We start from the raw sequence: 26,399 nt of genomic DNA, 5'->3' as shown, positions 1-26,399 counted from the left end.
ACGGAGTAAAGAATATGCGTCATGGTATTTCGGGCCGTAAGCTTGGCCGCAAGACGGGCCACCGCAACGCCCTGTTCCGCAACATGGCTGCCGCGCTGATCAAGCACGAGCAGATCACCACCACGCTGCCCAAGGCGAAGGAACTGCGCCCCTACCTCGAAAAGCTGATCACGCTCGCGAAGCGTGGCGGCCTGTCGAACCGTCGTCTCGCCATGAGCCGCCTGGGTGACGAAGCGCAGCTCAAGAAGCTGTTCGACGTTCTGGCCGAGCGTTATGCCGACCGCGAAGGCGGCTACACCCGCGTTCTGCGCGCCGGCGTGCGCGCTGGTGACGCGGTGCAGATGGCCATCATCGAACTGGTCGACCGTGACGAAGCCGCCAAGGGCCAGGATTCGGGCCCGGTGCAGTCGGACGAATACGAAGACGCGTAAGCCGCGCTTCGCAGCGAAAGAGGCAAGGGCCGGGGCGGGGACGCTTCCGGCCCTTTCCTTTTGGCCCCTTTCCTTTTGGATGCTGCGGGGTAGGGTGCGCGCCATGATCCGCGTATCTCTCGCAGCGGCCACGCTGCTCCTCGCCTCCGCTCCCGCAACCGCGCAGTCCGAGCAGGATGCCCTCGACGCCCGCTATAATCGGGCGCTGGCGGCCGGTTACAAGGCACTGATGCTGTGCGGGGCGATCGCCAATGCCGAGGCCAATGGCACCACACGCACGCCTGACAGCGTCGCCGCGTGGGAGCTGACCGGCATTCAGGCACCAATGGACGGCGTGGTCGGCGAACTGCCGTTCGACATTATCCGCCGTCCCAGCGGCCAGATCGCCCATGTCGCGGTGAAATGGGCCGAGGACATGCCCGCCCGCATCGCCGCCTATTACGGACCCGATACCGGCTGCTCGATCCTCCCCATCGGCGCGCGCGAGGATGCGAGCAATCCGGGTCAGTCCGTGCCGCGCAAGCCAGCGCTGGCAGCGCCGGCCAATGATGGGCGTCCGATCAAGGTCATGATCCGGCACCAGCTCGAAGCGGTGATCGGCAATGCCCTAGACGGCACTGCCTACGGCAAGGGCGCGCGGACCACGGCGGTGATTGTGCTGGACGAGGGCACCAGCGCCGCCGAGGAATATGCCCCCGGCTTTGATGCCAGCACCCCGCAACGCACCTTCTCGGTCGCAAAGAGTATCGCGGCGACGCTGGTCGGGGCGGCGGTCATGGCGGGCGAAATCAGCGTCGATGATCCCATCAATCTCAATTCCTGGGTGGGCGGCGGGGCGAACGAGCCACGCAACGCGATCACCATCGATCACGCCCTGCGCATGGCGACCGGGCGCTATTCCGACACGCCGGGCAATCGCACCGATCCGCTCTATTACGGCGGGTCGAGCGTCAACGAGACCGCGACACCCTGGCCGGTGGTTTACAAGCCGGGCACCGTTTTTCGCTATGCCAACAATGATACGCTGCTGGCGATCAAGGCGATCGGCCCGTGGCTCGATTTCTATCCGCCGCGCGAGCTCTTCGCCAAGATCGGCATGAAGCACACGGTCGCCGAAACCGACTGGAAGGGCGATTACGTGCTGTCCTCGCAAGTGTGGAGCACCGCACGCGATCTGGCGGCCTTCGGCGAGCTTTATCTGAACGACGGGGTGACCGCCTCCGGCGAGCGGATCCTGCCGGAAGGCTGGGTGAAATATGTCACCACCCCGAGCGGCCCGCAGCCGACAACCGGCACGTTTGGCTATGGGGCGGGGTTCTGGCTGATGAACAAGGAAGAGGGTGTTCCGCCCGACACATTCACGGCCAACGGGAACCGCGGGCAATATGTGGTGATCGTCCCCTCGCGGAAGGTGGTGATCGTTCGGCGGGGCGAGGATCCGGTGGGTGCGCGGTTCGATATCGCGGCCTTTACCCGCGATGTGCTTGCCGCGCTTCCTGCGGACTGAGCAGGGCCATTCATAAAATTCGCCATTTTCATTAACATTTCCTGCAAGGTCAATTCAGCCAAGCCTCAGCGCGAATCGCGCATTCAGTCCTCGACACCGCAGGCAATCCAGCTCGCAGTGCCAGACGAGGACTAAACTGATGACCACCAAGACCAACCGACTGGCCTTCGGCAAACTGGCCCGGCTTTCGCTCGGCGCGGTCGCTGCCACCGCGCTGACTGCTGCCTCCGTCACTCCGGCGATGGCCGATGACCATCGTGATCGTGATCGCGGCGGGATCAGCGCTGGCGAGGTGATCGCCGGGGCGGTCGTGATCGGCGGTATCGCCGCGCTGGCCGGTGCCTTCGACAATGATCGTGACCGCTGGGATCGTGATGATCGCTGGGACCGCGATGGTCGCTGGGACCGCGGCGGTCGCTGGGATCACGATGGCTATGGCTTCCGCGGCAGCCCGCGGGCGGCGGTTGAGCGCTGCGTGCGCGCCGCCGAGAACCAGGCGCGTCGCTTCGGCGGCTACCGCTATGCCGACGTGATCGACGTCCGCGACATTGATCGCACCCGTGATGGTCTGCGCGTGCGCGGCCGGATCGAAGTTGGCGGCGGGTGGAACCGCCGTGGGCATGACACCGGCCGCTTCAGCTGCTGGGTCGATGGTCGCGGCGCACCGGTTGTCGAATTCGGCGGCATCCGCGGCCTGCGCTGACAAGCTCCCTGCTCGCGCAAATTCTCCCTCTCCCCCTTTGCGCGAGACCTTCAGCCGCCCCGCCAACCTCAAAGGTCGGCGGGGCGGTTTTTCTGTGCGGCGCACCGATTGTTCAGCCCCGCGCAAGCCTGCTCTGGTTAATCCGGCATCCATCAGGGCGATTGGTGGGCGCTCGCAACTGAACAGGAGTGAGCTTCATGGCTCTGAACGTCCGTGCGCTGGCGCTGGCCGGCGTGCTTGCCGGCACCACATTCGCCGCTGCCCCCGCATCCGCTGCTACGCTTCCCGCCGGGCTCTCCACGCCCGCGAGCACTGCGTTCTCGCTCGATTACAGCCGCTTTGATCCGGCTGACAGCGTCGCGGGCTATCACTGCCGCCGCTGGGGTTGTGGTGGCGGCTGGGGACGGCGTGGCTGGCGGCGCAACCGCATCGATGCGGGCGACGTGCTGATCGGCGCGGTTATCCTCGGCGGGATTGCCGCTATCGCCAATTCCAACAATCGCCGCGAGCGGGACCGCGACGTGGTGATCGTCGAGCGAGACCAGCGCGACTGGGATCGCCGCGATGACCGCCGTCTGGACGACCGCCGCACCGGCCCGCGCGGCACAGGGGCATCGGGCCTCGATAATGCGGTGAATATGTGCCTCGACCGGATCGAGCGCGATGTGCGGGTGGATACGGTCGACAATGTCGAGCGCACCAGCGTGGGCTGGGTCGTCAGCGGCGCGCTGTTCAACGGCTCGCCCTTCCAGTGCCGCATCGGCAACAACGGACAGATCGACGGGGTCGATTACGGCAACGGGCTGACCGACATCGGCATGGCTGACGCGCCGCTGTCGACGGCCCCGCGCGCCGATGGCCAGTGGAGCGACGAGCGCTATGCCGCTGCGCGCGCGGCGCTCGCGCCCGAAGCGCAGCCGTTGACGGCTCCAGCATCGCAGACCGCGCTTGCGCCGATGTCGCCCCGTCCTGAAGCGGCTCCTGCCTATCCCGGTGGCCCGATCCCGGGCGAGGTGATCCCCGAAACGGCCGAGGAAGCGAACGGGGGCTAAGCGCCCGACCTGCCTCCGCCGTAGCTCGGCAAGCCCCATTCCCACCGGATCGCGGCGCTGCGCAGGGCAAAGCCGCAGGCAAAGGCAAGGCCCCATGCGGCGGCGTCGGTCAGGCCGAGCGTTGCTGCGGCGAGCATTCCCGCAACGGTCAGCGCGGCGCTGAGCGCGGCGGGGGTGACGTAGAGTTCGGGGCTCATGATGATCGACGGGCGGCCTGCGACCACATCGCGGATGATCCCGCCGACGCAGCCGGTGATCACCCCCATCAGCGCGGCGGGCACGGGCGGCACGCCGTATGCGAGTGCCTTGGCGCTGCCGAGCACGGCATAGGCGGCAAGGCCCGCGCCGTCGGCATAGTCGAACCCTTTGCCCTGCCACCAGCGGACGGGGGTGAACCACGCGATCAGCGCCGTGCCGAGGCACACCGCCGCCACCCACGGATCGCCGATCCAGAACACCGGCGCACCGATCAGCAGATCGCGCACCGTGCCGCCGCCGACCCCCGTTACCAGCGCGAAGAATGCCATCGTCACAAAGGTCTGCCTGAGCCGCGCCGCCAGCACCGCGCCCGACAGCGCGAAAAGGGCGATGCCGGCAAGGTCGAGCAGATCGAGGATCGGGGTGAGGACTGTCGGGGTCACGGTGCGCTGACCCGCGCCTTGCGGCGGCGGAACATCAACACGCAGCCGATCACCGCTCCGGCGAGCGCAATCGCGGCGAAGATGATCAGGATCGGGTGGCTGGTGTCCTCGCGTTCGGACAGGTCCATGATGTGAAGACCCCAGGCGAAGTCGAAGGCGCGCCACCAGCGGGTGCGCACTGCCTCGATCTCGCCGGTGTCGCGCCCGACATAGATGTTGGTGCCGTCGGCCAGCTGCACCTGCCACACCGCGAGCGGCTGGCGGAAATCGAACGGGGTGCGGTCTGCCGGGAACAGCGTCACCCGCTCGACCGCATCGCCGCCGATGATGCGCCGGGCGACCAGCGCGCGGGCGGCGGCAGCATCGAGCGGGGGCAGAGCTGTGCCGGTCGCCAGATCGACCCGCCGAACCTCGCCCTTGAGCGTCGTCAGGATCGCCACCGCGCGGCCATCCTGCATCACTGCGTGCATATCCTTGAGCCCGGCATCGGGCGCAGCGAGGGCGCTGCCTTGGATGACCAGCGGCTGCTCGGCTACCTCGCGGCGCAGGTGATCACCGCGCACGGTCTCGATCGGGCGGGCCACCATCAACAGGCCGGTCGCCAGCCACATGACAATCGGCACCCCGACCAGCCAGCCGAGCCAGATGTGCCATTTGGCAAGGGTGAGCATGAGCGGTTTGCGGGCCATGTGCCGTTCCTTGGCCGCGCCCGTTCAGCGGTGCAAGATGTTCCCGATCGCTTCGGCGGCCGCGATGCAGTCAAGGTCGGCCCAACGCGGGCCGATCACCTGCATCCCGCACGGCAGTTCCGCGCCGAGATAGGTGCCCGAGCCGATCGGCACGATGGTTGAAGGCAGGCCGGGGAAGGTTGCCATGCCCGACCACATCAGCCCGCTGGCACCCGATTCCTCGGTGCCGTTGATCGCGATCGTCCCGCGGAACACCGCCTTGTCAGAGTGCGGCAGAGCGAGCACCGGAGCGGGCGGGGCGAGCACGAAGTCATAGGTTTCGAACAGCGCTTCCCATTGAGCGATTGCCGTCGCCTGCGCATTCATCAGTGTGAACCAGTCGCGGGCGGTCGCCTGCTTGCCATCGGGCGCGGGGGCACCGCCCGACATGACGATGTTCATCATCTTGAGATAGCTGCGGTAATGCAGCGGCTGGTCGGGCAGCAGGTCGCTGGCGCGATCGATGGTAACGCCGGCGCGGGCCAGCGCTTCAAGCGCGGCTTCGGTCGGCTCAAGCACGCTCGCATCGACCGGGGCACCGGGGAGCTGCGTGATCGCCAGCAGGCGGCAGTCCTTGAGCGGCTTGGCGCGGCGGCGCAGCGGAAATTCGGCACCGGCTTCGGTCAGCACGGCAAGATCCTGCGGATTGCGCGCCAGCGGGCCGGCAATGCTGAGCGGGCCATCGGCTGCCGCGACAAAGCCCTCGCGCCGCGACATGGACGGATGATCATGGCCGGTCTTGGGGACGAGGCCCCAGGTGGTCTTGTGGCCCCACACGCCGCAGAAATGCGCCGGCACGCGCACCGACCCGCCAATGTCGGTGCCGTAATCGCAGGCCACCATGCCGCTGGCGACCGCCGCAGCGCTGCCGCCGGATGATCCGCCGGGGGACCGCTCGGCATTGTGCGGGTTGGTGGTGCGGCCATAGACCGGGTTGAAGCTCTGCCAGTCGGTGAGATCGACCGGCACGTTGGTCTTGCCGATGATGATCGCGCCCGCCGCCTTCAGCCGCCGCACCAGCAGCGCATCACGGGTGGCCATCTGGTCCTTGTATTGCGGGTGGCCGAAGGTCGTCGGCAGGCCCGCGACATCGAAGCTTTCCTTGATCGTCATCGGCACGCCGAACAGCGGTTGGCCTTCGGCAGGCCCGGCGGCATCCATCGCTTCGGCGGCCTTGTAAGCCTGCTCGAAGTTCGGAACCGCGAGTGCGTTGATCGCGCCGTCGAGCTTTTCGACCCGGGTGATCGCGGCATCGACCGCCTCGGCAACGCTCATCGTGCCTGCGCGGATGGCCGCAGCAGTCGCCAGCGCGCCGGGTTTGTCGGTCAGCTGCGGATAGGTCATGCGTCAATTCTCCCCTCAGCGATGGGGTCTAGCGGCTCTCGCGGGCGGGCGAAAGCCTCCCAAGAGCGCCCAGGGCCAGTCCGAAGCCGAGGATCGGCGAGGCTCCGTAGCCGATCAGCGGAAAGGGGAAGGGGGCAAGTATCGCAGCCACGCCCAATCCCGCCAGCAGCGCAGCCAGGGCGTAACCTTCGGCGCGCGGAACGTGGAGGTTGCGGTAGAGCAGCCACGCAGGCGCGACTAACAGCGCCGCACCGAGCCCCAGCGCGAGCAGGGGGGCAGCGGCCCAGACCTGTGCAAGAACGCCCTCGGTGAACGCCTGCGGCTCCAGCGTGCCCGCACCGAAGGTCGCCAGCGTCAGGACAAGGGCCGCGCCGGAAACCAGCGCGAAAAGCGTGCTGCGCTGTGTCACCGCAAGCGCAGCGGTCGCGGCGGTAAGGCCGAGCAGCGTGCCGGCATCGGGCTGCAATCCCAGCGCCAGCAGCGCCAACCCGAGGATCGCCGGGCCAAGGCGCGGCTCGCGCGCGGTCAGCACGATCAGAAGCGGCAAGAGCAGCGTGCCCGAGTGCATCAGCACCGGGCCGAGCGGAATCCAGCGCGATACGCCGCCCGCATCCAGTTGCAGCAACAGGGGAAGAAACAGGCCGAACGCCATCAGGCCCGCGAGCGCCAGCCTCCCGCCGCGCTGCGACGGCACGCGCCCCCACAGCGTCCACGCCAGCGCGAACACGAGCGCGAGCGCATTGATCACGATCAGCCGCGAAGGCGCTCCGAAGGTCTGCAGGTAAGCAAGGCCGCCCAAGACAGGCAGCATGAGTGGCAGGGTGAGCTTCCAGCGATCAGGGATCGGCGTGCTCACCCCTGCCGAATCACATGTGGATCGGCTTGCCCTGCACCGCCATTGCCGCTTCCTTCAAGGCTTCGGCGTGGGTCGGGTGCGCGTGGCAGGTGTAGGCGATGTCTTCGCTGGTCGCGCCGAATTCCATGGCGAGCGCGGCCTCGGCGATCATCGTGCCCGCGACCGAGGCGATGGCCCAGACGCCCAGCACCTTGTCGGTCTTGGCATCGGCGATCACCTTCACGAAGCCGTCGGGCTCGTGGTTGGTCTTGGCGCGGCTGTTGGCCAGCATCGCGAACTTGCCGACCTTGATTTCGCTGCCCGAAGCCGCCGCCTGTTCGCGGGCCTGCTCTTCGGTCAGGCCAACGCCTGCGAATTCGGGCATGGTATAGACCACGCCGGGGATCACATCATGGTTCACGATGCCGGTTCCGGTGGCGATATATTCGGCCACGGCAACGCCTTCGTCTTCGGCCTTGTGCGCCAGCATCGGGCCGGGGATCACGTCGCCGATCGCGCGCACGCCGTCCACCTTGGTGCGGAAGTCGTGGCCCGTTTCGATCTGGCCGCGCGCGTTCACTTCGAGGCCGATGTTTTCGAGGCCGAGGCCCTGCGTGTTGGGACGCCGACCAATAGCGACGAGGACGCAATCGGCCTCGATCGTTTCGGCCGCACCGCCCTTGGCCGGTTCAGTGGTGAGCGTGACCTTCTTGCCCTTGACCACCGCGCCGGTGACCTTGGTGCCGAGCTTCAGTTCGAGCCCTTGCTTCTTGAAGATCCTGGCGGCTTCCTTGCGGACGTCGCCGTCCATGCCGGGCAGCAGCTGGTCGAGGAATTCGACCACGGTGACCTTGGCGCCCAAACGCTTCCAGACCGAGCCCATTTCGAGGCCGATCACCCCGCCGCCGATCACCACGAGGTGATCCGGCACACGGTCCAGCGCCAGCGCGCCGGTGCTGTCGACGATCAGCCCCTTGTCGTTGTCGATCTCGACGCCGGGCAGGGGGGTGACGCTCGAACCGGTCGCGATCACGATTTCCTTGGCGGTGTAATCCTTGCCCGCAACGGTGACGGTGTGCGCGTCCTTGAAGGTGCCGTGGCCCTTGAGCCAATCGACCTTGTTCTTCTTGAACAGGAACTCGATCCCGCCGGTCAGGCCCTTGACCGCATCGGCCTTGTCGGCCTGGAGTGCCGCCAGATCGAGCTCGACCTTGCCGAGCTTCACGCCGTAGCGCGCGAGCGTGCCTTCGGCAGCCTCGGCGAACTTTTCCGAGCCGTGGAGCAGCGCCTTGGAGGGAATGCACCCGACGTTGAGGCAAGTCCCGCCCAGCGTTTCGCGGCTTTCGACGCAGGCGGTCTTCAGCCCGAGCTGCGCGGCGCGGATCGCCGCGACATAACCGCCGGGGCCGGCACCGATGATCAGGACGTCGTAATCGTAATTCTCAGCCATTTCGAACTCCAAGTGTGCGTTCCTGCGAAAGCAGGAACCCAGACAGCGCGGCAAGTCGGGGCCCCGGACTCCTGCTTTTGCAGGAGATCACTGATTTATGTCAGGCCAGAGATCACGCCACTCCGGATTATCCTTTTCGATCAATTCAATCTTCCATGCCCGCTTCCAGGCCTTCATCTGTACTTCGCGGGCGCGTGCATCATGCAAGTTGGGATAGTGTGCGCACCACACAAGGGTCTTGCAGCCATAGCGCTTCGAAAACCCTTCGATCAGTCCCTCGCGGTGTTGCCAGATGCGCTGGCGCAAATCGCTGGTCACGCCGAGGTAAAGGGTACCGTTACGTTTGCTGGCCAGCAGATAGAGCCATCCCTCCTTCATGCGGCATGGGCTCCTGCTTTCGCAGGAGCGCACAACTCCTTACAAATCAATCAGCATCCGCGTCGGATCTTCGATCGCTTCCTTGATGATCTTGAGCGCCGTCACCGCCTCGCGCCCGTCGATCAGGCGGTGGTCGTAGGACAGCGCGAGATACATCATCGGGCGGATCACGATCTGGCCGTTACGCACGACCGGACGGTCTTCGATGCGGTGGAGGCCCAGCACCGCGCTCTGCGGCGGGTTGATGATCGGGGTCGACATTAGCGAGCCGAACACGCCGCCGTTGGAGATGGTGAAGGTGCCGCCGGTCATGTCTTCCATGGTCAGCGTGCCGGCCTTCGCGCGCGCGCCGAAATCGGCGATGTCCTGCTCGATCCGGGCAAAGCCCTTCTTGTCGGCATCGCGGATCACGGGCACGACGAGGCCGTTGGGGGCCGAAACCGCGACCGAGATGTCGACATAGTCGTGATAGACGATCTCGTCGCCGTCGATATAGGCGTTGACCGCCGGCACATCCTTCAGCGCGAGGCACGCGGCCTTGGCGAAGAAGCCCATGAAGCCAAGGCGGATGTCGTGCTTCTTGGCGAACAGGTCCTTGTACTTGTCGCGCGCTTCGATGACCGCGCTCATGTCCACATCGTTGAAGGTGGTGAGCAGCGCGGCCTGTTCCTGCGCGCCCTTCAGCCGCTTGGCGATGGTCTGGCGCATGCGGGTCATCTTGACGCGCTCGGAGTTGCGACCCGCGCCAGCCGGAGCGGCGGCTGCGGGAGCCGCAGTGGCCGGAGCCGCAGCAGCCGCGGGGGCAGGGGTACCCTTGGCCTTGGCTTCGGCGGCGGCGAGCACGTCTTCCTTGGTCAGGCGGCCATCCTTGCCGGTGCCCTTGATGGTCGAGGGATCAACTCCGTGTTCCAGCACCGCGCGGCGCACCGCGGGCGACATGGTCTGGGCAGGGGTGAGCAGCTCTTCCGAGGCAGCGGGTGCCGGGGCAGGCTCGGCCTTCGCGGCAGCAGCTGCTGGGGCGGCAGCGGGAGCAGCAGCACCAGCAGTCGCACCTTCCTCGATGATCGCGATCACCGCGCCGACTTCGACCGTGTCGCCCACTGCGACCATGTGCTGCGACATGACGCCCGCCACAGGCGAGGGCACATCGACCGCGACCTTGTCGGTTTCGAGGCTGGCGATGGGTTCATCGGCAGCGACCGCTTCGCCCGGCTGCTTCAGCCATTCGGCGATGGTGCCTTCGGTGACGGATTCGCCGAGAACGGGGACTTTGATTTCGGTGGCCATTGGAACGGGTTCCTGAAACTTGCTTGTATTTCGTATGAAGACGGTCGGTCGGTTACTGACCCAGAGCGGCGGCGATCAGCGCCTCCTGCTGGGCCTTGTGACGGCTGGCGAGACCCGTGGCGGGCGAGGCCGAGGCGTTGCGACCGGCATAGGTCGGACGCATGCCGGTATGGCCTGCCTTGGTCAGCGATTCCTCGATGCGCTCGTTGACGAAGAACCATGCGCCGTTGTTGCGCGGTTCTTCCTGACACCACACGACCTCCTTGAGGTTGGTCATGCGCGACAGGCGCAGCGCCAGCGGATCGCCGGGGAAGGGGAAGAGCTGTTCGATCCGGACGATCGACACGTCCTCTTGTCCCGCCGCATCGCGCGCTTCGATCAGGTCATAGGCGACCTTGCCCGAACACAGCACCAGACGCCGCACCTTGTCGTCGGCAATCGTCTTGGGGTCGGACAGGATGCGCCGGAACTGGCGATCACCGAGGAACTCCTCGCGGCTGCTCTTGGCCATCGGGTGGCGCAGCAGCGACTTGGGGCTCATGATGATAAGCGGCTTGCGGAAAGACCGCAGCATCTGGCGGCGCAGCACGTGGAAGTAGTTCGCCGGCGATGTGATGTTGCACACGCACATATTGTCGTCGGCGCACAGCTGGAGGAAGCGCTCGAGCCGCGCGGAGGAGTGCTCCGGCCCTTGCCCTTCGTAACCGTGCGGCAGCAGCATCACGAGGCCGTTGGCGCGCAGCCACTTGGCCTCGCCGGCAGCGATATACTGGTCGATCATGATCTGCGCGCCGTTGGCGAAGTCGCCGAACTGGGCCTCCCACAAGACAAGGCTCTTGGGATCGGCCATCGCGAAGCCATATTCGAAGCCGAGCACGCCGTATTCCGACAGCGTTGAATCATACACCTCGAACTTGCCATGCGGCAGCGTGGTGAGCGGCACGTATTTGCGTTCGGTCTTCTGGTCGACCCAAACCGCATGGCGCTGCGAGAAGGTGCCGCGGCCCGAATCCTGACCCGACAGGCGCACGCCGTAGCCTTCCATCACGAGGCTGCCGAAAGCGAGCGCCTCGGCCGTCGCCCAGTCGAAGCCTTCGCCCGTGCTGAACATGTCACGCTTGGCGGCGAGCACGCGGTCGAGCGTCTTGTGGATGTCGAGATCGGCGGGGACTTCGGTCAGCACGCGGCCGAGCGAATCCAGCACCTTGGGCTCGATCGCGGTTTCCACGCTGCGGCGCGCGGTTTCGGGATCGGCGGGCTTGTTGAGCCCCGACCAGCGACCGCCGAACCAGTCGGCCTCGTTGGGCTTGTAGCTCTTGCCGGCCTCGAACTCGCCTTCGAGCAACGCGGTGAACTCGTTGGCGATTGCCTCGCGGGTGCCGGGGGCGACCACGCCTTCACGCACCAGCCGCGCTTCATAGGAAACGCTGACCTTGGGGTGGGCGCGGATCTTGTCGTACATCAGCGGCTGGGTGAACTTGGGCTCGTCGCCTTCGTTGTGGCCGAAGCGGCGATAGCACCACATGTCGATCACCACGTCGCGGTGGAAGGTTTGGCGGTATTCGACCGCAAGCTTGCACGCGAAGGTCACGGCTTCGGGATCATCGCCGTTCACATGGAGGATCGGCGCCATCACGCCCTTGGCGACATCGCTCGGGTAGGGCGAGGAGCGCGCGAACTTGGGCGAGGTGGTGAAGCCGATCTGGTTGTTGATGATGAAGTGGACGCAGCCGCCGGTATCGTAACCCGGCACGCCCGAAAGCGAGAGGCTTTCCCACACCACGCCCTGACCCGCGAAGGCGGCATCGCCGTGGATCAGCACGGGGAGCACCTGGCTCTTGGTCTTGAGGTCATCGCGGATCGCCTGCTGGGCGCGCGTCTTGCCGAGCACCACCGGGTTCACCGTCTCGAGGTGCGAGGGGTTGGGCACGAGGCTCATGTGCACCGAAATGCCGTCAAACTCGCGGTCGGTGGAGGTGCCGAGGTGGTACTTCACATCGCCCGAACCGCCGACATCATCGGGATTGGCCGAACCGCCCGAGAATTCGTGGAAGATCACGCGGTAAGGCTTGGCCATCACGTTGGCGAGCACGTTAAGGCGGCCGCGGTGGGCCATGCCGTAGATGATCTCGCGCACGCCCGCGCTGCCGCCGTGCTTGATCACGGCTTCCAGCGCCGGGATCATGGATTCGCCGCCATCAAGGCCGAAGCGTTTGGTGCCGACATACTTCTTGGCGAGGAATTCCTCGTAGCCTTCCCCGCGCAGCACCGCGGCAAGGATCGCCTTCTTGCCCTCGGGGGTGAACTGGATGGTCTCGCCGGGCTTTTCGAACTTGTCCTGAAGGAAGCGGCGCTCCTCGGTGTCGGCGATGTGCATGTATTCAAGGCCGACCTTGCCGCAGTACACTTCGCGCAGGCGCTGGTGGAGCTTGCCGACCGTGGTCCATTCCATGCCGAGCACGCCGCCGACATAGACGTCCTCGTTCTCCTTGCCCGCAAGGCCGTGCCATTCGAGCGTCAGGTCGGCCGGGCCTTCGCGATTGCTGAGACCCAGCGGATCGAGGTCGGCGGCCATGTGGCCGCGCACGCGGTAAAGGCGAACGAGCGTCATCGCGGCGATCGAAAGCTTGGCAGCCTTCTCGATAGCCTGCGGGTCAGCTGCCTTGCCGGCATCCTTCGCCGCCTTGGCGAGGGCGAGCTTCATCTCGGTCGGGTCCATCGCGGCCACGAGGTCCGCGCCGCTGTCCGCCAGCGTGTCGAGCCAGCCGCGCTTGGCCCACGAAGGGCCGGGCTGCGGGCCTTCCTGATCGGTCAAGGCGGGGATGAAGTTCTGCGTTTCGTTGCCCATGTCGGGACTCCTGGGGAGGAGAAAGGATGGCCCCCGCCGGTTAGGACGCCGGGGGCCGTTGGTCGTTAACTCAGGCGTTTTCTTTCAGCATCGCGGCCAGCGTTTCGCCGAGCAGCGAGGGCGAGGGGCTGACGCGGATGCCCGCATCTTCCATCGCCGCGATCTTGTCTTCGGCGCCGCCCTGACCGCCGCTGACGATGGCACCAGCGTGGCCCATGCGGCGGCCCGGAGGGGCGGTACGCCCGGCGATGAAGCCGACCATCGGCTTCGAACGGCCCTTGGCGCGTTCGGCCTTGATGAAGGCGGCGGCTTCTTCTTCGGCGCTACCGCCGATTTCGCCGATCATGATGATGCTTTCGGTTTCCGGATCGTCGAGGAACAGGTCGAGCACGTCGATGAAGTTGGTGCCGTTGACCGGATCGCCGCCGATGCCGACCGCAGTGGTCTGGCCGAGGCCCGCCATGGTGGTCTGGTGCACGGCTTCATAGGTGAGCGTGCCCGAGCGCGAGACGATGCCGACCGAGCCTTTCTTGAAGATGTTGGCCGGCATGATGCCGATCTTGCACTCGTTGGGGGTCAGCACGCCGGGGCAGTTGGGGCCGATGAGGCGCGACTTCGAGCCTGCGAGCGCGCGCTTGGCGCGGACCATGTCGAGCACCGGAATGCCCTCGGTGATGCAGATGATCAGCTCGATTTCGGCATCGATGGCTTCGCAGATCGCGTCAGCCGCGAACGGCGGCGGCACGTAAATGCACGAGGCAGTCGCGCCGGTCGCAGCCTTGGCTTCGCGCACGGTGTCGAACTGCGGAATGCCGATATGGGTGGTGCCACCCTTGCCCGGCGTCACGCCCGCGACCATCTGCGTCCCGTAATCAAGCGCGGCCTGGGTGTGGAAGGTGCCGGTGTTGCCGGTCATCCCCTGGGTGATGACCTTGGTGTCTTTGTTTACGAGGATGGACATGTTTCAGACCTTAAGACTGTTGAGGAAATGAGAAGCCGCGACGCCGATTGCGCACCCCGACGAGATGTAAGTGAAGATGTACAGGCACCCCTTTCCGAGTTGCCTTGAGTCTCCATCTCTGGCGCTGCCCAGAACAAGGGCGGCCAACAGGATTAACCCGACGGGCGCATACAAAGCGACTGCTAGATATGGTGTGGCCTGCCACGCGCCGAAGAAAATGACGGCCGGGAGAAGGACGAGCAATGCAAGTCCTTCCCATGTTTTCCGGCTTGGCCATTTGATCATCGGACTGCATCACGCCAGCGAGCTATCCAGCGCCTTGCACGCATCGAGCAGTTCCTTGACCGCATCGACGCTGACCTGGAGGTTGGCCTTCTCTTCGTCCGAGAGGCTGATTTCGATCACTTCTTCCGCGCCGCCTGCGCCGATGACCACCGGCACGCCGACATAGAGGCCGTCAACGCCGTACTGGCCGTTGACCTCGACCGCGCAGGGCAGGATGCGCTTCTGGTCGTAGAGGTAGGCTTCGGCCATCGAGATTGCGCTGGTGGCGGGGGCATAGAAGGCCGAGCCGGTCTTGAGCAGCGCGACGATCTCGCCGCCGCCCGAGCGGGTGCGCTGGACGATTTCGTCCAAGCGGTCTTCCGAGATGCCCTTGATCTTGGCCATGTCCTTTACGGGGATGCCGTTGATCGTCGAGTAGCTCAGCACCGGCACCATCGTGTCGCCGTGGCCGCCGAGCACGAAGGCGTTCACGTCCTTCACCGAAACGCCGAATTCCCACGCGAGGAAGGTCGCGAAGCGCGCCGAATCCAGCACGCCGGCCATGCCGACGACCTTGTTGGCGGGGAGGCCCGAGAACTCGCGCAGCGCCCAGACCATCGCGTCGAGCGGGTTGGTGATGCAGATAACGAAAGCATCGGGGCAGTTGGCAGCAATGCCTTCGCCGACCGCCTTCATCACCTTGAGGTTGATGCCGAGGAGGTCATCGCGGCTCATGCCGGGCTTGCGCGCGACACCGGCGGTGACGATCACCACGTCGGCGCCCGCGATGTCGGCATAGTCGTTGGTGCCGGTGATCGAAGCGTCGAAGCCTTCAACCGGGCCACACTGCGAAAGGTCGAGCGCCTTGCCCTGCGGGACGCCTTCGACCACGTCGAACAGCACGATGTCGCCAAGGCCCTTGAGCGCGGCGAGGTGAGCGAGAGTGCCGCCGATATTGCCAGCGCCGACGAGGGCGATCTTCTTGCGGGCCATTATGTGGACTTCCTTCCCTGATCCGTCGGGACGAAGTTGTGGGGCGCGCGCTCTGGGAATAGGCGCTGGTGCCAACCCCCGTCCCAAGCGGCTCGGCACCCGTTACGAAACGGGCGGTAGGCCCCTCAAAAGGCGATTGCAACCATCAAAAGGTCGGTTGTGGCAACTATCTTTGCAAACAGTTCGCAATTGCATTAAGTCATGCAGATCGGCACATCAGGGAAACACCGTATCGCACCGCCGGCCTGGTCAGGCGGGGGTGAGATCGCGCCTTGCCGCTGCGGCAAGGCGGCGGTCGAACATCCCGGTGACTGCCAGCCAATGCGACCGCGCCTCGGCATCGCCGCGACTATGCGCCTCTCCGGCCTCATCGCGCGCGGCTTCGGCGGCGGCAAGGCCGTGCACGGCGAAATGCCGCAGGGCCTCGGTCAGCAGCGGATCGAAGGTGACGGTCTGGCGCGGCTGGTCGCCATTGTCGTTGGCGGCCCGCGCGAGGGCCGGCGCGATCATTCCACGCATCGCGGCCTGCCAACCGGGACGGCGGATGGCAGGGCGGGCGGGGGCAAAGCGAATGGACATTGTGTTTATGCGTTCCCGATTGCGACACCCGCACTCTGACGGCGCGGCGTGTGTCATCGGGTATAGTCCCTCGCCGCTAAGGCTTGGTATGGCAACAGGGTTTCGCGCGCTTTAACCCTGTTCTGCGGGCTCGCCGCAAGGCGCTGATTTTATTCGGCGGCAGGGGCCTGGGCGCTGGCGGGCGGGGTCTTCCATTGCCCCGCGCGGGCAAACTCGGGCTTGACCGAGCCGGTGACCGGAGCCGCAATTGAAGGCGCCGGGGCCGAGGGTGCCGCCGCCACCGGAGCCGCCGGAATTGCGGCCGAAGGAGCCGCGCTCGCGGTCAGCGCGGCAGGGGTGTAGGTCGCGCTCGCGGTCTGCACGGGCATGGGCGCGGTGGTGCGTCCGCTTACCAGCGGCTCGAACCCGGCATAGTTCGCGCGGAAGGCGGCTGCCGAGCCGCTCGCGCCGCGATTGCGGTAGAAGCGGTGCGCGCCGATCGAGCCGATGTGGTCGAGCGATCCGGCCCACGAAGGATTGACCCACAGCGTATGGTAATGCGTGGCGAGGCCGACAGGGGCATAGACCCGGCCCGACAGCGCCTCGGCCGCGATCCGTTGCGCGCGCGCCCAGCTTGCACCCGAAGGGCGGCGGGCAAGGCTGCCGTCGCAGGTGAAGGTGAACTGGCAGCCGGTCTGGCGTTCCGATCCCTGATAGACCACGCCACACACGCTCGACGGCCAGCTGGGGTGCGCCACACGGTTGAGCACCACCTGCGCCACGGCGCGCTGGCCCGCCTCGCTCTCGCTGGCGGCCTCATACCACACGGCCTGCGCGAGGCAGGTCTGCGCGCGGGCTGCGCTGATGCCGGTGCCGGGCGCGAAGAACGGCTTGGCGGGCGCGCCGACATCGATCAGCGAGCCGAGCGCGCGTCCGGCCTCGGCTCCGTTGCCGAGCGGATCGGCATCGGGCAGGGCGCGCAGGGCGCTGCCTGCGGGATCGGCCATGTAGAAATAGGCGGAGCCGGGAAAGCTCATCCCCGGCCGCTCGAACGGCAGCGCGGCGGCTGCGGCCTTGCGGGTGGCAAGCGCGGCAGTGCTTTCGACCGCCGGGCCGGGAAGCGAGGTGAAGCCTCCGGGCGCCGCCATCGCGGGCACGGTGATCGCGGCGAGCAGCACGGCCAAGCGCTTGCGCCAGGTCTTGCGCGGTGCGGCGGGGCCGTTGCGAAAGGCGGAGAAGGGGGCGAAGTGGGTCATGACCTGGGCTTGGCCCTAGCCCCGACCTGCCGTCCTCGCGAGCGCCCAGCACCCCCGCGTCCCATTCATGGACAGCCGCCGCGCATGTCTTAACCCGTTGCGCGCCAAGGCCCCCGGCCCTATCGCGGGCAACGAGGGATATGGCGCGGGATCGCAACACCATGGGCAGGCCGCGAGGGCCACGGCGCGCATCGCTGGCAGCGGCGCTGGCGGGTGTGTTCGTCGTATCCGCCTGCGCGCCCGCCACAACCCCGCGCGCGCACGATCAGGGCTTGCCGACGATCGTCAGCCTCAACCCCTGCCTCGATGCGATCCTTGTCGAGATGGCGCCGCCCGAACAGGTGCTGGCGCTGTCGCATTACAGCCGCGATGCCGGTTCGAGCTCGATCCCCGCGAAGGTCGCGGCGCGCTACGGCGTGACCGGCGGGACAGCGGAAGAAATCATCGCGCTCCAGCCCGATCTCGTGCTCGCCTCGGTCTATCTCCCCCAGCCGACCCGCAGCGCGCTCGAACGGGCTGGGCTCAAGGTTGCCACCTTCGGCAGTCCGTCAACCATCGCCGAAAGCGCGGCACAGGTGCGCGAAGTCGCGGCTTTGGCGGGCCACGCGGAAGCGGGCGAGGCGCTCGCTGCGCGGATTGCCGAGGTACCGGCGAACACCCGCCCGGCGGTGAGCGCGCTGCTGTGGCAACCGGGCGAGATCGTCGCGGGAGAACAGACATTGATCGTCGAATTGATGCGGCAGGAAGGATTCTATAGCCACGCCGAGGCGAGGGGCCTGCATCAGGCCGACCGTGTCTCGCTCGAATGGGTTGTGATGCACCGGCCCACCGTGCTGCTGGTGGCGGGCGATGCGCCGGGCCAGCGCCATCCGCTGCTGGAGGGCGCGTGGAAGCACATGGTAATCGCCCCCTTCGACCCATCGCTGATCTATTGCGGCGGGCCGACCATTCCCAAGGCGCGGGCACGGCTGCGGGCGATCCGCGATCAGGTGGATGCATTGCCATGAGCCGCGCGAGCCTGATCTTTGCCGCGCTGCTCGCCGTGCTGGTGCCGCTCTCGTTGCTGGCGGGCAGGGTGTGGATTCCGCCGCTGGGCGATGGCACGCCCAATGCGGAGTTGGTCCTGATTGAGCTGCGCTTGCCGCGGGCGGTGCTGGCAGTGGTGATCGGCGCGGGGCTGGGCGCTGCGGGGGCGGCGATGCAGGGCTATCTGCGCAATCCGCTCGCCGATCCCGGACTGTTCGGCATTGCCCCGATGGCAGCGCTGGGCGCGGTGGCGAGCTTCTGGCTTGGCGCGCTGTTCCCGCCCGCATTTGCTGCATTGAGCCTTCCCCTGCTGGCTCTGACGGGGGCGGGGCTGGGCATGGCGCTCCTCGCATTGATTGCGGGCCGCACATCTTCTGATGCGGCGGGCGGAGCAGGGGGCGGGATTGCGCTGTTCACGCTTGCAGGGCTCATGCTGGCGAGCCTTGCGGGCGCGCTCACCGCACTCGCGATCACGCTCGCCCCCAATCCCTTCGCGCTGTCCGAGATTGTGATGTGGCTCAACGGCGCGCTGACCGACCGTTCGTGGCGCGAGGTGGCGATTGCTGCGCCGCTGACCCTCGCGGGGATCGGCGTGCTGGCGCTGGCGGCACGGAGCCTTGATGCGCTGACGCTGGGCGAGGATGCGGCGCGTTCACTCGGGGTCGATCCCCGGCGGCTGCTGGTGCTGCTGGTGGCGGGCGTAGGGCTGACTGTTGGCGCGGGTGTGGCGGTGGCGGGGATCATCGGCTTCGTCGGGCTGATCGTGCCCCATCTGGTGCGCCCGCTGACCGACCGGCTGCCTTCCAGCCTGATCCTGCCGAGCGCGCTTGCGGGGGCAGTGCTCGTGCTCGCGGCAGACTCTATCGTGCGGATCTTGCCGCTGGTCACCGAACTGCGGCTCGGCATTGCGCTGTCGCTGATCGGTGCGCCGTTCTTCGGCTGGCTGCTGCTGCGCATGCGGCGAGGCGCGCTGTAGATGCTGGCGGCGGAAAACCTCAGCGTGCGGCGCGGCGGCGCGGTTGTGGTCGAAGGGCTTTCGGCGACGCTGGCCCCCGGCGCGATCACCGCGATTGTCGGCCCCAATGGCGCGGGCAAATCGAGCCTGCTGCTGGCGCTCGTCGGACTGCTGGAGCCGGCGGCTGGCGGGGCGTTGCTCGATGGAGAGGCGCTCGCCGCGATGCATCCGCGCGCGCGGGCGCAGGCGATCGGCTATCTCCCGCAGACCCCCGATGTCGCCTGGGATGTGGCGGTGGAAAGCCTTGTGGCGCTGGGCCGTCTGCCGTGGCGTGATCGCGGCACAGGCGAGGTGGAGGCGGCCATCGCCGCGCTTGCACTTGAGGAATTGCGCCACCGGCCTGTCAGCCAACTTTCAGGCGGGGAGCGGGCGCGGGTGCTGCTCGCGCGGGTGCTCGCCGGAACCCCGCGCTGGATCCTCGCCGACGAGCCGCTCGCCGCGCTCGATCTGGCGCATCAACTGGGGCTGATCGCGCATCTCAAGGCCTGCGCCGCAGCGGGGCAGGGGGTGGTGGTGGTGCTCCACGATCTCGCCATTGCAATGAACCATGCCGACCGGGTGCTGGTGATGAAAGGCGGCCATCTGATCGCTGACGGCGCACCGCGCGATGCGCTTGCGCCTGCGGTGATTGCCCAAGGCTGGGAGATCGCGGCGGCTTGGGTGGGCGAGCCGGGCAAGCAGGCGCTGGTGGTGGATGGGGTAGGAACCGGGCGGTAACAGCAAGGTGTTGGGGTGCTATACTGTTACCGCCCGGCTCCAAGCCGTGCCTCGGTAGACGTGCCAGGTTGCGACCCTGGGAGCCCCGACGGGAGACCGGTGTGAGGACTTCGAAATGGCCTGTCCCGACACCGGCGGCGACTTCATTTTTCCTGTAGGGGTGGCTGATTTAGACCTATCCTATTGAAAAATATGTAGTGTTCATGCCGTCACACCTCCGGTTTTAATCGCTGATTTCACCCTGCCTGCCGTTCCGGCGCCTGATTTCGGGCTGGTCGTCGTTCATTCATGGCCCCGTATGTTTGCCTATTCGGGCAAATCGCCTAAGCTCCGTCTCGCGGGCGTCGCACCGGCGGCAAGGAGACCTTCAGAGCCTCCCTCACCGGATATCAGCTTGGGGAGTTGGTATGGGCGATCACAAGGACGCTTATCGGTACAAAGCGTTCATCAGCTACAGCTGGGCCGATGCCAAATGGGGCAAGTGGCTCCAGCACGAGATCGAAACCTATCGCACCCCGCGGGTGCTGGTGGGCAAGGACAAGGGCCACGGCCCCGTGCCCGCGCGGCTGCACCCGCTGTTCAAGGATCGCGAGGAAGAAGCCGCCGGCTCCAGCATCGGCGCGGCGGTGGAAGCCGCGCTGGCGGACAGCGAGTTCCTGATCGTCGTCTGCTCGCCCAATTCGGCCAAGTCGCAATGGGTCAACCGCGAGCTCGCCTGGTTCAAGACCCATCGCGATCCGTCCAAGGTGCTGGCGCTGATCGTTGGCGGCGAGCCGGGCGATCCCGCCAACGAATGCTTCCCCAAGGCGCTGACCCACCATGTCGCCGCTGATCTGACGATCACCGATATTCCCGAGGATGCGCCGCTCGCTGCCGATGCGCGCGACAGCGGGGACGGCAAGCGGCGGGCCAAGCTCAAGCTGGCCGCCGCGATGCTCGGCGTGGGGCTCGACGAGCTGGTTCGCCGCGATGATCGCCGCCGCGTGTTGCGCACGCGCCTCGTCGTCACCGCCTCGCTGACGCTGGCGGCGGTGATGAGCACGCTGACCTATTTCGCGGTCGAAGCGCGCAAGGAGGCCGAGTTCCAGCGCAATCAGGCTGACGGGCTGGTCGAGTTCATGCTCACCGACCTGCGCGACAAGCTCGAACCGGTCGGACGGCTCGATGCGCTCGACGTGGTCGGCCAGCGCGCGCTCGATTACTACGCGAAACAGAAGCTCGGCGATCTCGACGAGGATTCGCTCGGCCGCCGCGCGCGGGCGCTGCTGCTGGTGGGCGAGGTGAGCAATATCCGCGGCGACAGCGACGATGCCCTGCGCGCCTTTCAGCAGGCGGCGGCTACCACCAAAGAGCAGCTCGCGCGCGATCCCGACAACCAGCAGCGCCTCTTCGACCACGCGCAGAGCGTGTTCTGGGTGGGCGCTATCGCCTATAATCGTGGTCAATACGGCGAGGCCGAGACGCAGTTCCGCGAATACAAGCGTCTTGCCGACCGGCTTATCGCGATCGATCCGAAGAACCCGAAGTGGCAGATGGAGAGCAGCTACGCCTACAGCAATCTCGGCGTCATGTTTAACGCCCAGGGCAGGCACGCCGAAGCCGAGCCGGCCTTTGCCAATGCGATGCGCCTGACTGAAAGCGTTGCCAAAAGCGGCCCCTTCGATGCCGAAAGGCAAGTCGAGCTCGCCATTGCCGTCAACTGGCTCGGGATCGGCAAGCATAGCCTTGGCAAGCTTTCGGAGTCGCTGACCCTGCACCAGCGGGAAATCGCGATCTGCGAAGAGGTGCTACGCCGCGATGCCGCCAATACGATGGCCAAGAACCGACTGTCCGTCGCGTTTCAGTTCCTCGCGCGGATAAAGCTGGAAAGCGGCGATATCGAGGGAGCGATCCGCGCGCACGATCAGGGATTGGCGGTGAATGCCGACCTGCGCCGGATCGAGCCCGCCAATACCGAATGGCAACAGACCGAAGTTGGCGCCCGACTCGACAAGGCGGCGACCCTCGTCAACGCTCGCCGCTTCGAGGAAAGCCGCGCACTGCTCGACGATGCGACCGCGCTGCTTGAGCGGATGATGGCCAAGGACCCCGCGAACACCGAGTGGTCGAGATCGGAACGCCACAAGGCGCTTGTCAACCGCGCTCGCTTGGCACTGGCGAGCGGCAATGCCCGCGAAGCGCGCGCTCTGATCAAACAGGCTACCGCGCTGACCGCAGGCGATGCCGACCAGACTAATCATACCGTATCGCTCCTGCTGACGGGCGATATTGAGGCGCGGCTTGGGGCTGCGGATGCCGCCCGGAGCTCCTGGACGAAAGCGCTGTCAGTCGCGCCAGCCTCGGCAAGCTTGGATGACGAGCGTTTCGCGTTGCTCAAGCGGCTGGGCAGGGCAGCCGAGGCGCGCGAGGTCGCCGCAGCGCTGGACAGGCGGGGCTTCCGTCACCCCGCCTATCTCGCAGAACGTTTGCGCTAGTCCTTCAGCATGAAGCTGGTGGTGCGGGTGCTCTTGGTGCTGAGCACCGGGTCGATGCTGATGAAATACTCGTTGTACTGGCCGGGCAGAACGAAGCCGAACTTGAACGCGTAGGGCGGGCTGCCATCATCGGACTTGTCCTCGATGACCAGATTGAGGTCGTCCTTGCGCTTGAAGGCCATCTTGGCGATGTCGATGGGCGGCAGGGCCTGATACTGGAGCGGCGGACCGTAATTGGTAATCTCGCAGAACCAGCCATAACCGCAGTGCTGTGTCTTGCCCTTACTGTCGGTGTAGGTCGTACCTTCATCGGACTTGGCCCAGCGCGGCGTGTTGTCGCCGGTCAACAGGTTGCCGTTGGCGTCGCGCATGTTGCTGGTGTCCAGCAGCAGGGTGATATCGATATTCTCGTCATATCCCGGCGCGGCCGGCATTTGGGAAATATTGACCGATCCCGAGGTGTCGACCGTGGCTGTACCGGCCGGATCGCTGGCAATTACCGTGAATCCGATCGAACTTGCCTCGATTGTCGGCTTGATGGGATCGATCCAATTAAGCACCGGCGAAACCTTAATGGTGATCGACCTGTCTTTCAGCGAATCCTGTGCCTGAAAGTCTTTTTCCGTCAATGTTGGCATATCATTTCCCCCGTCCCTTGGAGCGATCGACAACGCGCGTGCCCGCAAGGGTCGCCGGACAAGCCGCGCATAGCTGCTGCGATCCGATCGCCGGATGGGTGTCTTGTCGATCTTGCCGGGCGCAACGCGCGTTCCGGCCCATCACGGCCCTTGCTTGCCGGGAAAACCATGCTGCCGGCAGGCATGGCGAATAAATGCGCCGATTTTAGGGGGTTGTAAACCATAAGTGCACGCCCGCTGCCGCGCAGGGAATTGCGCCGCCGCGCGGCTTCGGCCGGAACCAATGCGGCCACCGCTCGCTCCACCCAGGCAGGGGTGGGAAATCGCCCCACTGCGCTCTTTACATCAGTGAACATTTACGGAACAGACCGCTCCCATGAGCCTGACCAAAATCTCCGTCCGCGGTGCGCGCGAGCACAATCTCAAGGGTATCGATATCGATCTGCCGCGCGATGCGCTGATCGTGGTCACTGGCCTTTCGGGCAGCGGCAAGTCGAGCCTCGCCTTCGACACCATCTATGCCGAAGGGCAGCGGCGCTACGTGGAGAGCCTCAGCGCCTATGCGCGCCAGTTCCTCGAGATGATGCAGAAGCCCGATGTCGAGCATATCGACGGGCTGTCCCCTGCGATCAGCATCGAGCAGAAGACCACCAGCCGCAACCCGCGCTCTACGGTCGCGACGGTAACCGAGATCTACGACTATATGCGCCTTCTGTGGGCGCGCGTGGGCACGCCCTATTCGCCCGCCACCGGAGAGCCGATTTCCGCGCAGACAGTCAGCCAGATGGTCGACCGGGTCATGGCCCTGCCCGAAGGCACGCGGCTCTACCTGCTCGCGCCCGTGGTGCGCGGGCGCAAGGGCGAATACCGCAAGGAGCTGGCCGAATGGCAGCGGCAGGGTTTCACCCGCGTGCGGATCGACGGGGAGATCTATCCGATCGAGGAGGCCCCCGCGCTCGACAAGAAGTTCAAGCATGACATCGAGGTGGTGGTTGATCGCATCGCGGTGAAGGACGGGCTGCAAACCCGCCTCGCCGAAAGCTTCGAAACCGCGCTGAAGCTCGCCGAGGGGCTGGCCTATGTCGATCTCGCCGATGGCGTGGTGCCGGGGCGCGAGGACGAAGGGAAGGGCGGGGCAATGAAGGGCGCAGGTCTGCCGCCCAATCGCATCGTCTTCTCCGAAAAGTTCGCCTGTCCGGTCTCCGGCTTCACCATCGAGGAAATCGAGCCGCGGCTGTTCTCGTTCAACGCGCCGCAGGGGGCCTGCCCGGCCTGCGACGGGATCGGCGAGAAGATGCTGTTCGATCCGCAGCTCGTGGTGCCGAACGAGGGGCTGAGCCTGAAGCAGGGGGCGGTGGTGCCCTGGGCCAAGTCCAACCCGCCGTCGCCCTATTACATGCAGGTGCTCGCCAGCCTCGCCAAGGCATACGGCTTCGATCTGACGACCCCGTGGAAAGACCTCGCCCCCGACCAGAAGCTCATCATCCTTCACGGCACAGGCGGGATGCCGGTGCCGCTGACCTTCAAGGACGGCCGCCGCGAATACACCGTCAACAAGGCGTTCGAGGGCGTGATCGGCAACCTCAACCGCCGCTTGATGCAGACCGAAAGCGCGTGGATGCAGGAGGAGCTCGCCAAGTACCAGACCGCGCAGGCCTGCGAGACCTGCGGCGGCAAGCGGCTCAATGAAAAGGCGCTCTCGGTCAAGGTCGCCGGCACCGACATCGCCACGCCCGTCCAGATGAGCGTCGCCGATGCCAAGGCGTGGTTCCTCCGGCTCGACGCGCAGCTCACCCCCCAGCAGAGCCAGATCGCCAAGGCCATCCTGAAAGAGATCAACGAGCGGCTGGGCTTCCTCGACAATGTCGGCCTCGACTACCTAAACCTCGATCGCACCAGCGGCACCCTCAGCGGCGGGGAGAGCCAGCGCATCCGCCTCGCCAGCCAGATCGGCAGCGGGCTGTCAGGCGTGCTCTACGTGCTCGACGAGCCCAGCATCGGCCTCCACCAGCGCGACAACGACCGCCTGCTCGAAACGCTCAAACGCCTGCGCGATCTCGGCAACACGGTGATCGTCGTCGAGCATGACGAGGACGCGATCCGCGCGGCTGACCATATCGTCGATCTCGGCCCCGGCGCGGGCGTGCATGGCGGCGAGGTGGTGGCGCAGGGCACCCTCAAGGACATCCTCAAGGCCAAGGGCAGCCTCACCGCCGATTACCTCACCGGCAAGCGCAAGATCGACGTGCCGACCACCCGCCGCAAGGGCAACGGGCACCACATCGTGGTCAAGAACGCGCGCGCCAACAACCTCAAGGGCGTGACCGCGAAAATCCCGCTCGGCACCTTCACCTGCATCACCGGCGTATCGGGATCGGGCAAATCCTCGCTCACCATCGATACCTTGCAGGCGGGCGCCGCGCGCGTGCTCAACGGGGCGCGGGTGATCGCGGGGGCGCATGACGCGATCACCGGGCTCGAGATGTGCGACAAGGTGATCGAGATCGACCAGTCCCCCATCGGCCGCACCCCGCGCTCCAACCCCGCCACCTACACCGGCGCCTTCACCCAGATCCGCGACTGGTTCGCGGGCCTCCCCGAAAGCCTCGCACGCGGGTACAAGCCGGGGCGCTTCTCCTTCAACGTCAAGGGCGGGCGCTGCGAGAAGTGCCAGGGCGACGGCCTCATCAAGATCGAGATGCACTTCCTCCCCGATGTCTACGTCACCTGCGAGGAATGCCACGGCAAGCGTTACAACCGCGAAACGCTGGAGGTGAAGTTCAAGGGCCACTCGATCGCCGACGTGCTCGACATGACGATCGAGGATGCCGAGGAGTTCTTCAAGGCCGTGCCCTCGATCCGCGAGAAGATGCGGATGCTGAACGAGGTGGGCCTCGGCTACGTCAAGGTCGGCCAGCAGGCGACGACGCTATCGGGCGGCGAGGCGCAGCGCGTGAAGCTCGCCAAGGAACTCGCCCGCCGGTCAACCGGGCAGACGCTCTACATCCTCGACGAGCCGACGACGGGGCTGCATTTCGAGGATGTGAGGAAGCTGCTGGAGGTGCTGCACCGGCTGGTCGATGGCGGGAACTCGGTCGTGGTGATCGAGCACAACCTCGACGTGATCAAGACCGCCGACTGGATCATCGATCTGGGGCCGGAAGGCGGCGTGCGGGGTGGGGAGATTGTGGCGGAGGGTGTGCCGGAGAAGGTCGTGTTGGAGCCGCGGTCGTTTACGGGGCAGTATCTAGCGCCGTTGTTGGGGCGGCGAATGAGATAGGGTTGGGCGGTTC

The 26,399-nt window shown here is 66.2% G+C and carries 22 protein-coding genes; 9 read left to right on the top strand and 13 right to left on the bottom strand.

Features of this window, described 5'->3' with window-relative positions; translation table 11 throughout:
* The first annotated feature begins 14 nt into the window (after positions 1-14).
* The 4 genes from rplQ (at position 15) to BG023_RS11215 (ending at position 3,693) form a co-directional block, all read left to right on the top strand.
* The gene (rplQ, locus tag BG023_RS11230) at positions 15-431 is read left to right on the top strand and encodes a 50S ribosomal protein L17 (protein ID WP_069310531.1); all 417 of its coding nucleotides are present in this window, start codon (positions 15-17) and stop codon (positions 429-431) included.
* Between the two features lie 103 nt (positions 432-534).
* Positions 535-1,938, top strand: a complete 1,404-nt coding sequence (locus BG023_RS11225; protein WP_069310530.1) for a serine hydrolase domain-containing protein — start codon at positions 535-537, stop codon at positions 1,936-1,938.
* A 139-nt stretch (positions 1,939-2,077) separates the two neighbouring features.
* Positions 2,078-2,641 (top strand): hypothetical protein, encoded by a 564-nt coding sequence (locus BG023_RS11220; protein ID WP_069310529.1) that lies wholly within the window; start codon positions 2,078-2,080, stop codon positions 2,639-2,641.
* Between the two features lie 197 nt (positions 2,642-2,838).
* Positions 2,839-3,693, top strand: coding sequence for a hypothetical protein (locus tag BG023_RS11215; protein ID WP_069310528.1), 855 nt, complete (start codon positions 2,839-2,841; stop codon positions 3,691-3,693).
* Here BG023_RS11215 and BG023_RS11210 read toward each other — a convergent pair.
* The 12 genes from BG023_RS11210 to BG023_RS11150 form a co-directional block, all read right to left on the bottom strand.
* Complete coding sequence (locus tag BG023_RS11210; RefSeq protein WP_069310527.1) at positions 3,690-4,334, bottom strand: trimeric intracellular cation channel family protein; 645 nt, start codon at positions 4,332-4,334, stop codon at positions 3,690-3,692. The two genes, BG023_RS11215 and BG023_RS11210, sit on opposite strands and share 4 nt — an antisense overlap.
* Positions 4,331-5,023: a PepSY domain-containing protein gene (locus tag BG023_RS11205; protein WP_069310526.1), complete on the bottom strand. Its 693-nt coding sequence runs from the start codon at positions 5,021-5,023 to the stop codon at positions 4,331-4,333. The genes BG023_RS11210 and BG023_RS11205 overlap by 4 nt, the downstream gene beginning before the upstream one ends.
* A gap of 24 nt (positions 5,024-5,047) precedes the next feature.
* Positions 5,048-6,406 (bottom strand): amidase family protein, encoded by a 1,359-nt coding sequence (locus BG023_RS11200; protein ID WP_069310525.1) that lies wholly within the window; start codon positions 6,404-6,406, stop codon positions 5,048-5,050.
* Positions 6,407-6,434: 28 nt separating this feature from the next.
* A complete protein-coding gene (locus BG023_RS11195; protein ID WP_150122864.1) occupies positions 6,435-7,262 on the bottom strand; it encodes a hypothetical protein in 828 nt (275 codons plus the stop codon).
* Between the two features lie 10 nt (positions 7,263-7,272).
* Complete coding sequence (lpdA, locus tag BG023_RS11190) at positions 7,273-8,691, bottom strand: dihydrolipoyl dehydrogenase (protein ID WP_069311284.1); 1,419 nt, start codon at positions 8,689-8,691, stop codon at positions 7,273-7,275.
* A gap of 87 nt (positions 8,692-8,778) precedes the next feature.
* Positions 8,779-9,069 (bottom strand): GIY-YIG nuclease family protein, encoded by a 291-nt coding sequence (locus BG023_RS11185; protein WP_199797148.1) that lies wholly within the window; start codon positions 9,067-9,069, stop codon positions 8,779-8,781.
* A 39-nt stretch (positions 9,070-9,108) separates the two neighbouring features.
* A complete protein-coding gene (odhB, locus tag BG023_RS11180; RefSeq protein ID WP_069310523.1) occupies positions 9,109-10,356 on the bottom strand; it encodes a 2-oxoglutarate dehydrogenase complex dihydrolipoyllysine-residue succinyltransferase in 1,248 nt (415 codons plus the stop codon).
* Positions 10,357-10,408: 52 nt separating this feature from the next.
* On the bottom strand, positions 10,409-13,204 hold the full coding sequence (locus BG023_RS11175; RefSeq protein ID WP_069310522.1) for a 2-oxoglutarate dehydrogenase E1 component: 2,796 nt from the start codon (positions 13,202-13,204) through the stop codon (positions 10,409-10,411).
* A gap of 70 nt (positions 13,205-13,274) precedes the next feature.
* Positions 13,275-14,165, bottom strand: a complete 891-nt coding sequence (sucD, locus tag BG023_RS11170; protein WP_069310521.1) for a succinate--CoA ligase subunit alpha — start codon at positions 14,163-14,165, stop codon at positions 13,275-13,277.
* 294 nt (positions 14,166-14,459) lie between these two features.
* Positions 14,460-15,422, bottom strand: coding sequence for a malate dehydrogenase (gene mdh, locus BG023_RS11160; RefSeq protein WP_069310519.1), 963 nt, complete (start codon positions 15,420-15,422; stop codon positions 14,460-14,462).
* 249 nt (positions 15,423-15,671) lie between these two features.
* Positions 15,672-16,001, bottom strand: a complete 330-nt coding sequence (locus tag BG023_RS11155) for a hypothetical protein (protein ID WP_150122863.1) — start codon at positions 15,999-16,001, stop codon at positions 15,672-15,674.
* A gap of 149 nt (positions 16,002-16,150) precedes the next feature.
* Positions 16,151-17,236 carry a cell wall hydrolase gene (locus BG023_RS11150; protein ID WP_233992992.1) on the bottom strand — a complete coding sequence of 362 codons (1,086 nt, stop codon included), beginning with the start codon at positions 17,234-17,236 and terminating at the stop codon, positions 16,151-16,153.
* Positions 17,237-17,397: 161 nt separating this feature from the next.
* On the opposite strand from BG023_RS11150, the gene BG023_RS11145 reads away from it, so the two are divergent.
* The 4 genes from BG023_RS11145 to BG023_RS11130 all read left to right on the top strand — a co-directional run bounded on the left by BG023_RS11145 (position 17,398) and on the right by BG023_RS11130 (position 22,468).
* Positions 17,398-18,243: an ABC transporter substrate-binding protein gene (locus BG023_RS11145; protein WP_069311280.1), complete on the top strand. Its 846-nt coding sequence runs from the start codon at positions 17,398-17,400 to the stop codon at positions 18,241-18,243.
* Entirely contained in the window at positions 18,240-19,238 is a 999-nt protein-coding gene (locus BG023_RS11140; protein ID WP_069310518.1) for a FecCD family ABC transporter permease, read from the top strand. Before BG023_RS11145 ends, BG023_RS11140 begins: the two co-directional genes overlap by 4 nt.
* Positions 19,239-19,994 carry an ABC transporter ATP-binding protein gene (locus BG023_RS11135; RefSeq protein WP_069310517.1) on the top strand — a complete coding sequence of 252 codons (756 nt, stop codon included), beginning with the start codon at positions 19,239-19,241 and terminating at the stop codon, positions 19,992-19,994.
* A gap of 407 nt (positions 19,995-20,401) precedes the next feature.
* Positions 20,402-22,468 carry a TIR domain-containing protein gene (locus tag BG023_RS11130; protein ID WP_069310516.1) on the top strand — a complete coding sequence of 689 codons (2,067 nt, stop codon included), beginning with the start codon at positions 20,402-20,404 and terminating at the stop codon, positions 22,466-22,468.
* Here the strand turns inward: BG023_RS11130 and BG023_RS11125 are convergent.
* Positions 22,465-23,028 (bottom strand): hypothetical protein, encoded by a 564-nt coding sequence (locus BG023_RS11125; protein ID WP_190315761.1) that lies wholly within the window; start codon positions 23,026-23,028, stop codon positions 22,465-22,467. The two genes, BG023_RS11130 and BG023_RS11125, sit on opposite strands and share 4 nt — an antisense overlap.
* Positions 23,029-23,482: 454 nt before the next feature.
* Here BG023_RS11125 and uvrA point away from each other — a divergent pair, with 454 nt between their 5' ends.
* A complete protein-coding gene (gene uvrA / locus BG023_RS11120) occupies positions 23,483-26,386 on the top strand; it encodes an excinuclease ABC subunit UvrA (protein ID WP_069310514.1) in 2,904 nt (967 codons plus the stop codon).
* The last annotated feature ends 13 nt before the right edge of the window (positions 26,387-26,399 follow it).

It is taken from the genome of Porphyrobacter sp. LM 6 (assembly GCF_001720465.1).
Taxonomy (GTDB): domain Bacteria; phylum Pseudomonadota; class Alphaproteobacteria; order Sphingomonadales; family Sphingomonadaceae; genus Erythrobacter.
This window is presented reverse-complemented; position numbering and strand designations above follow the sequence as displayed.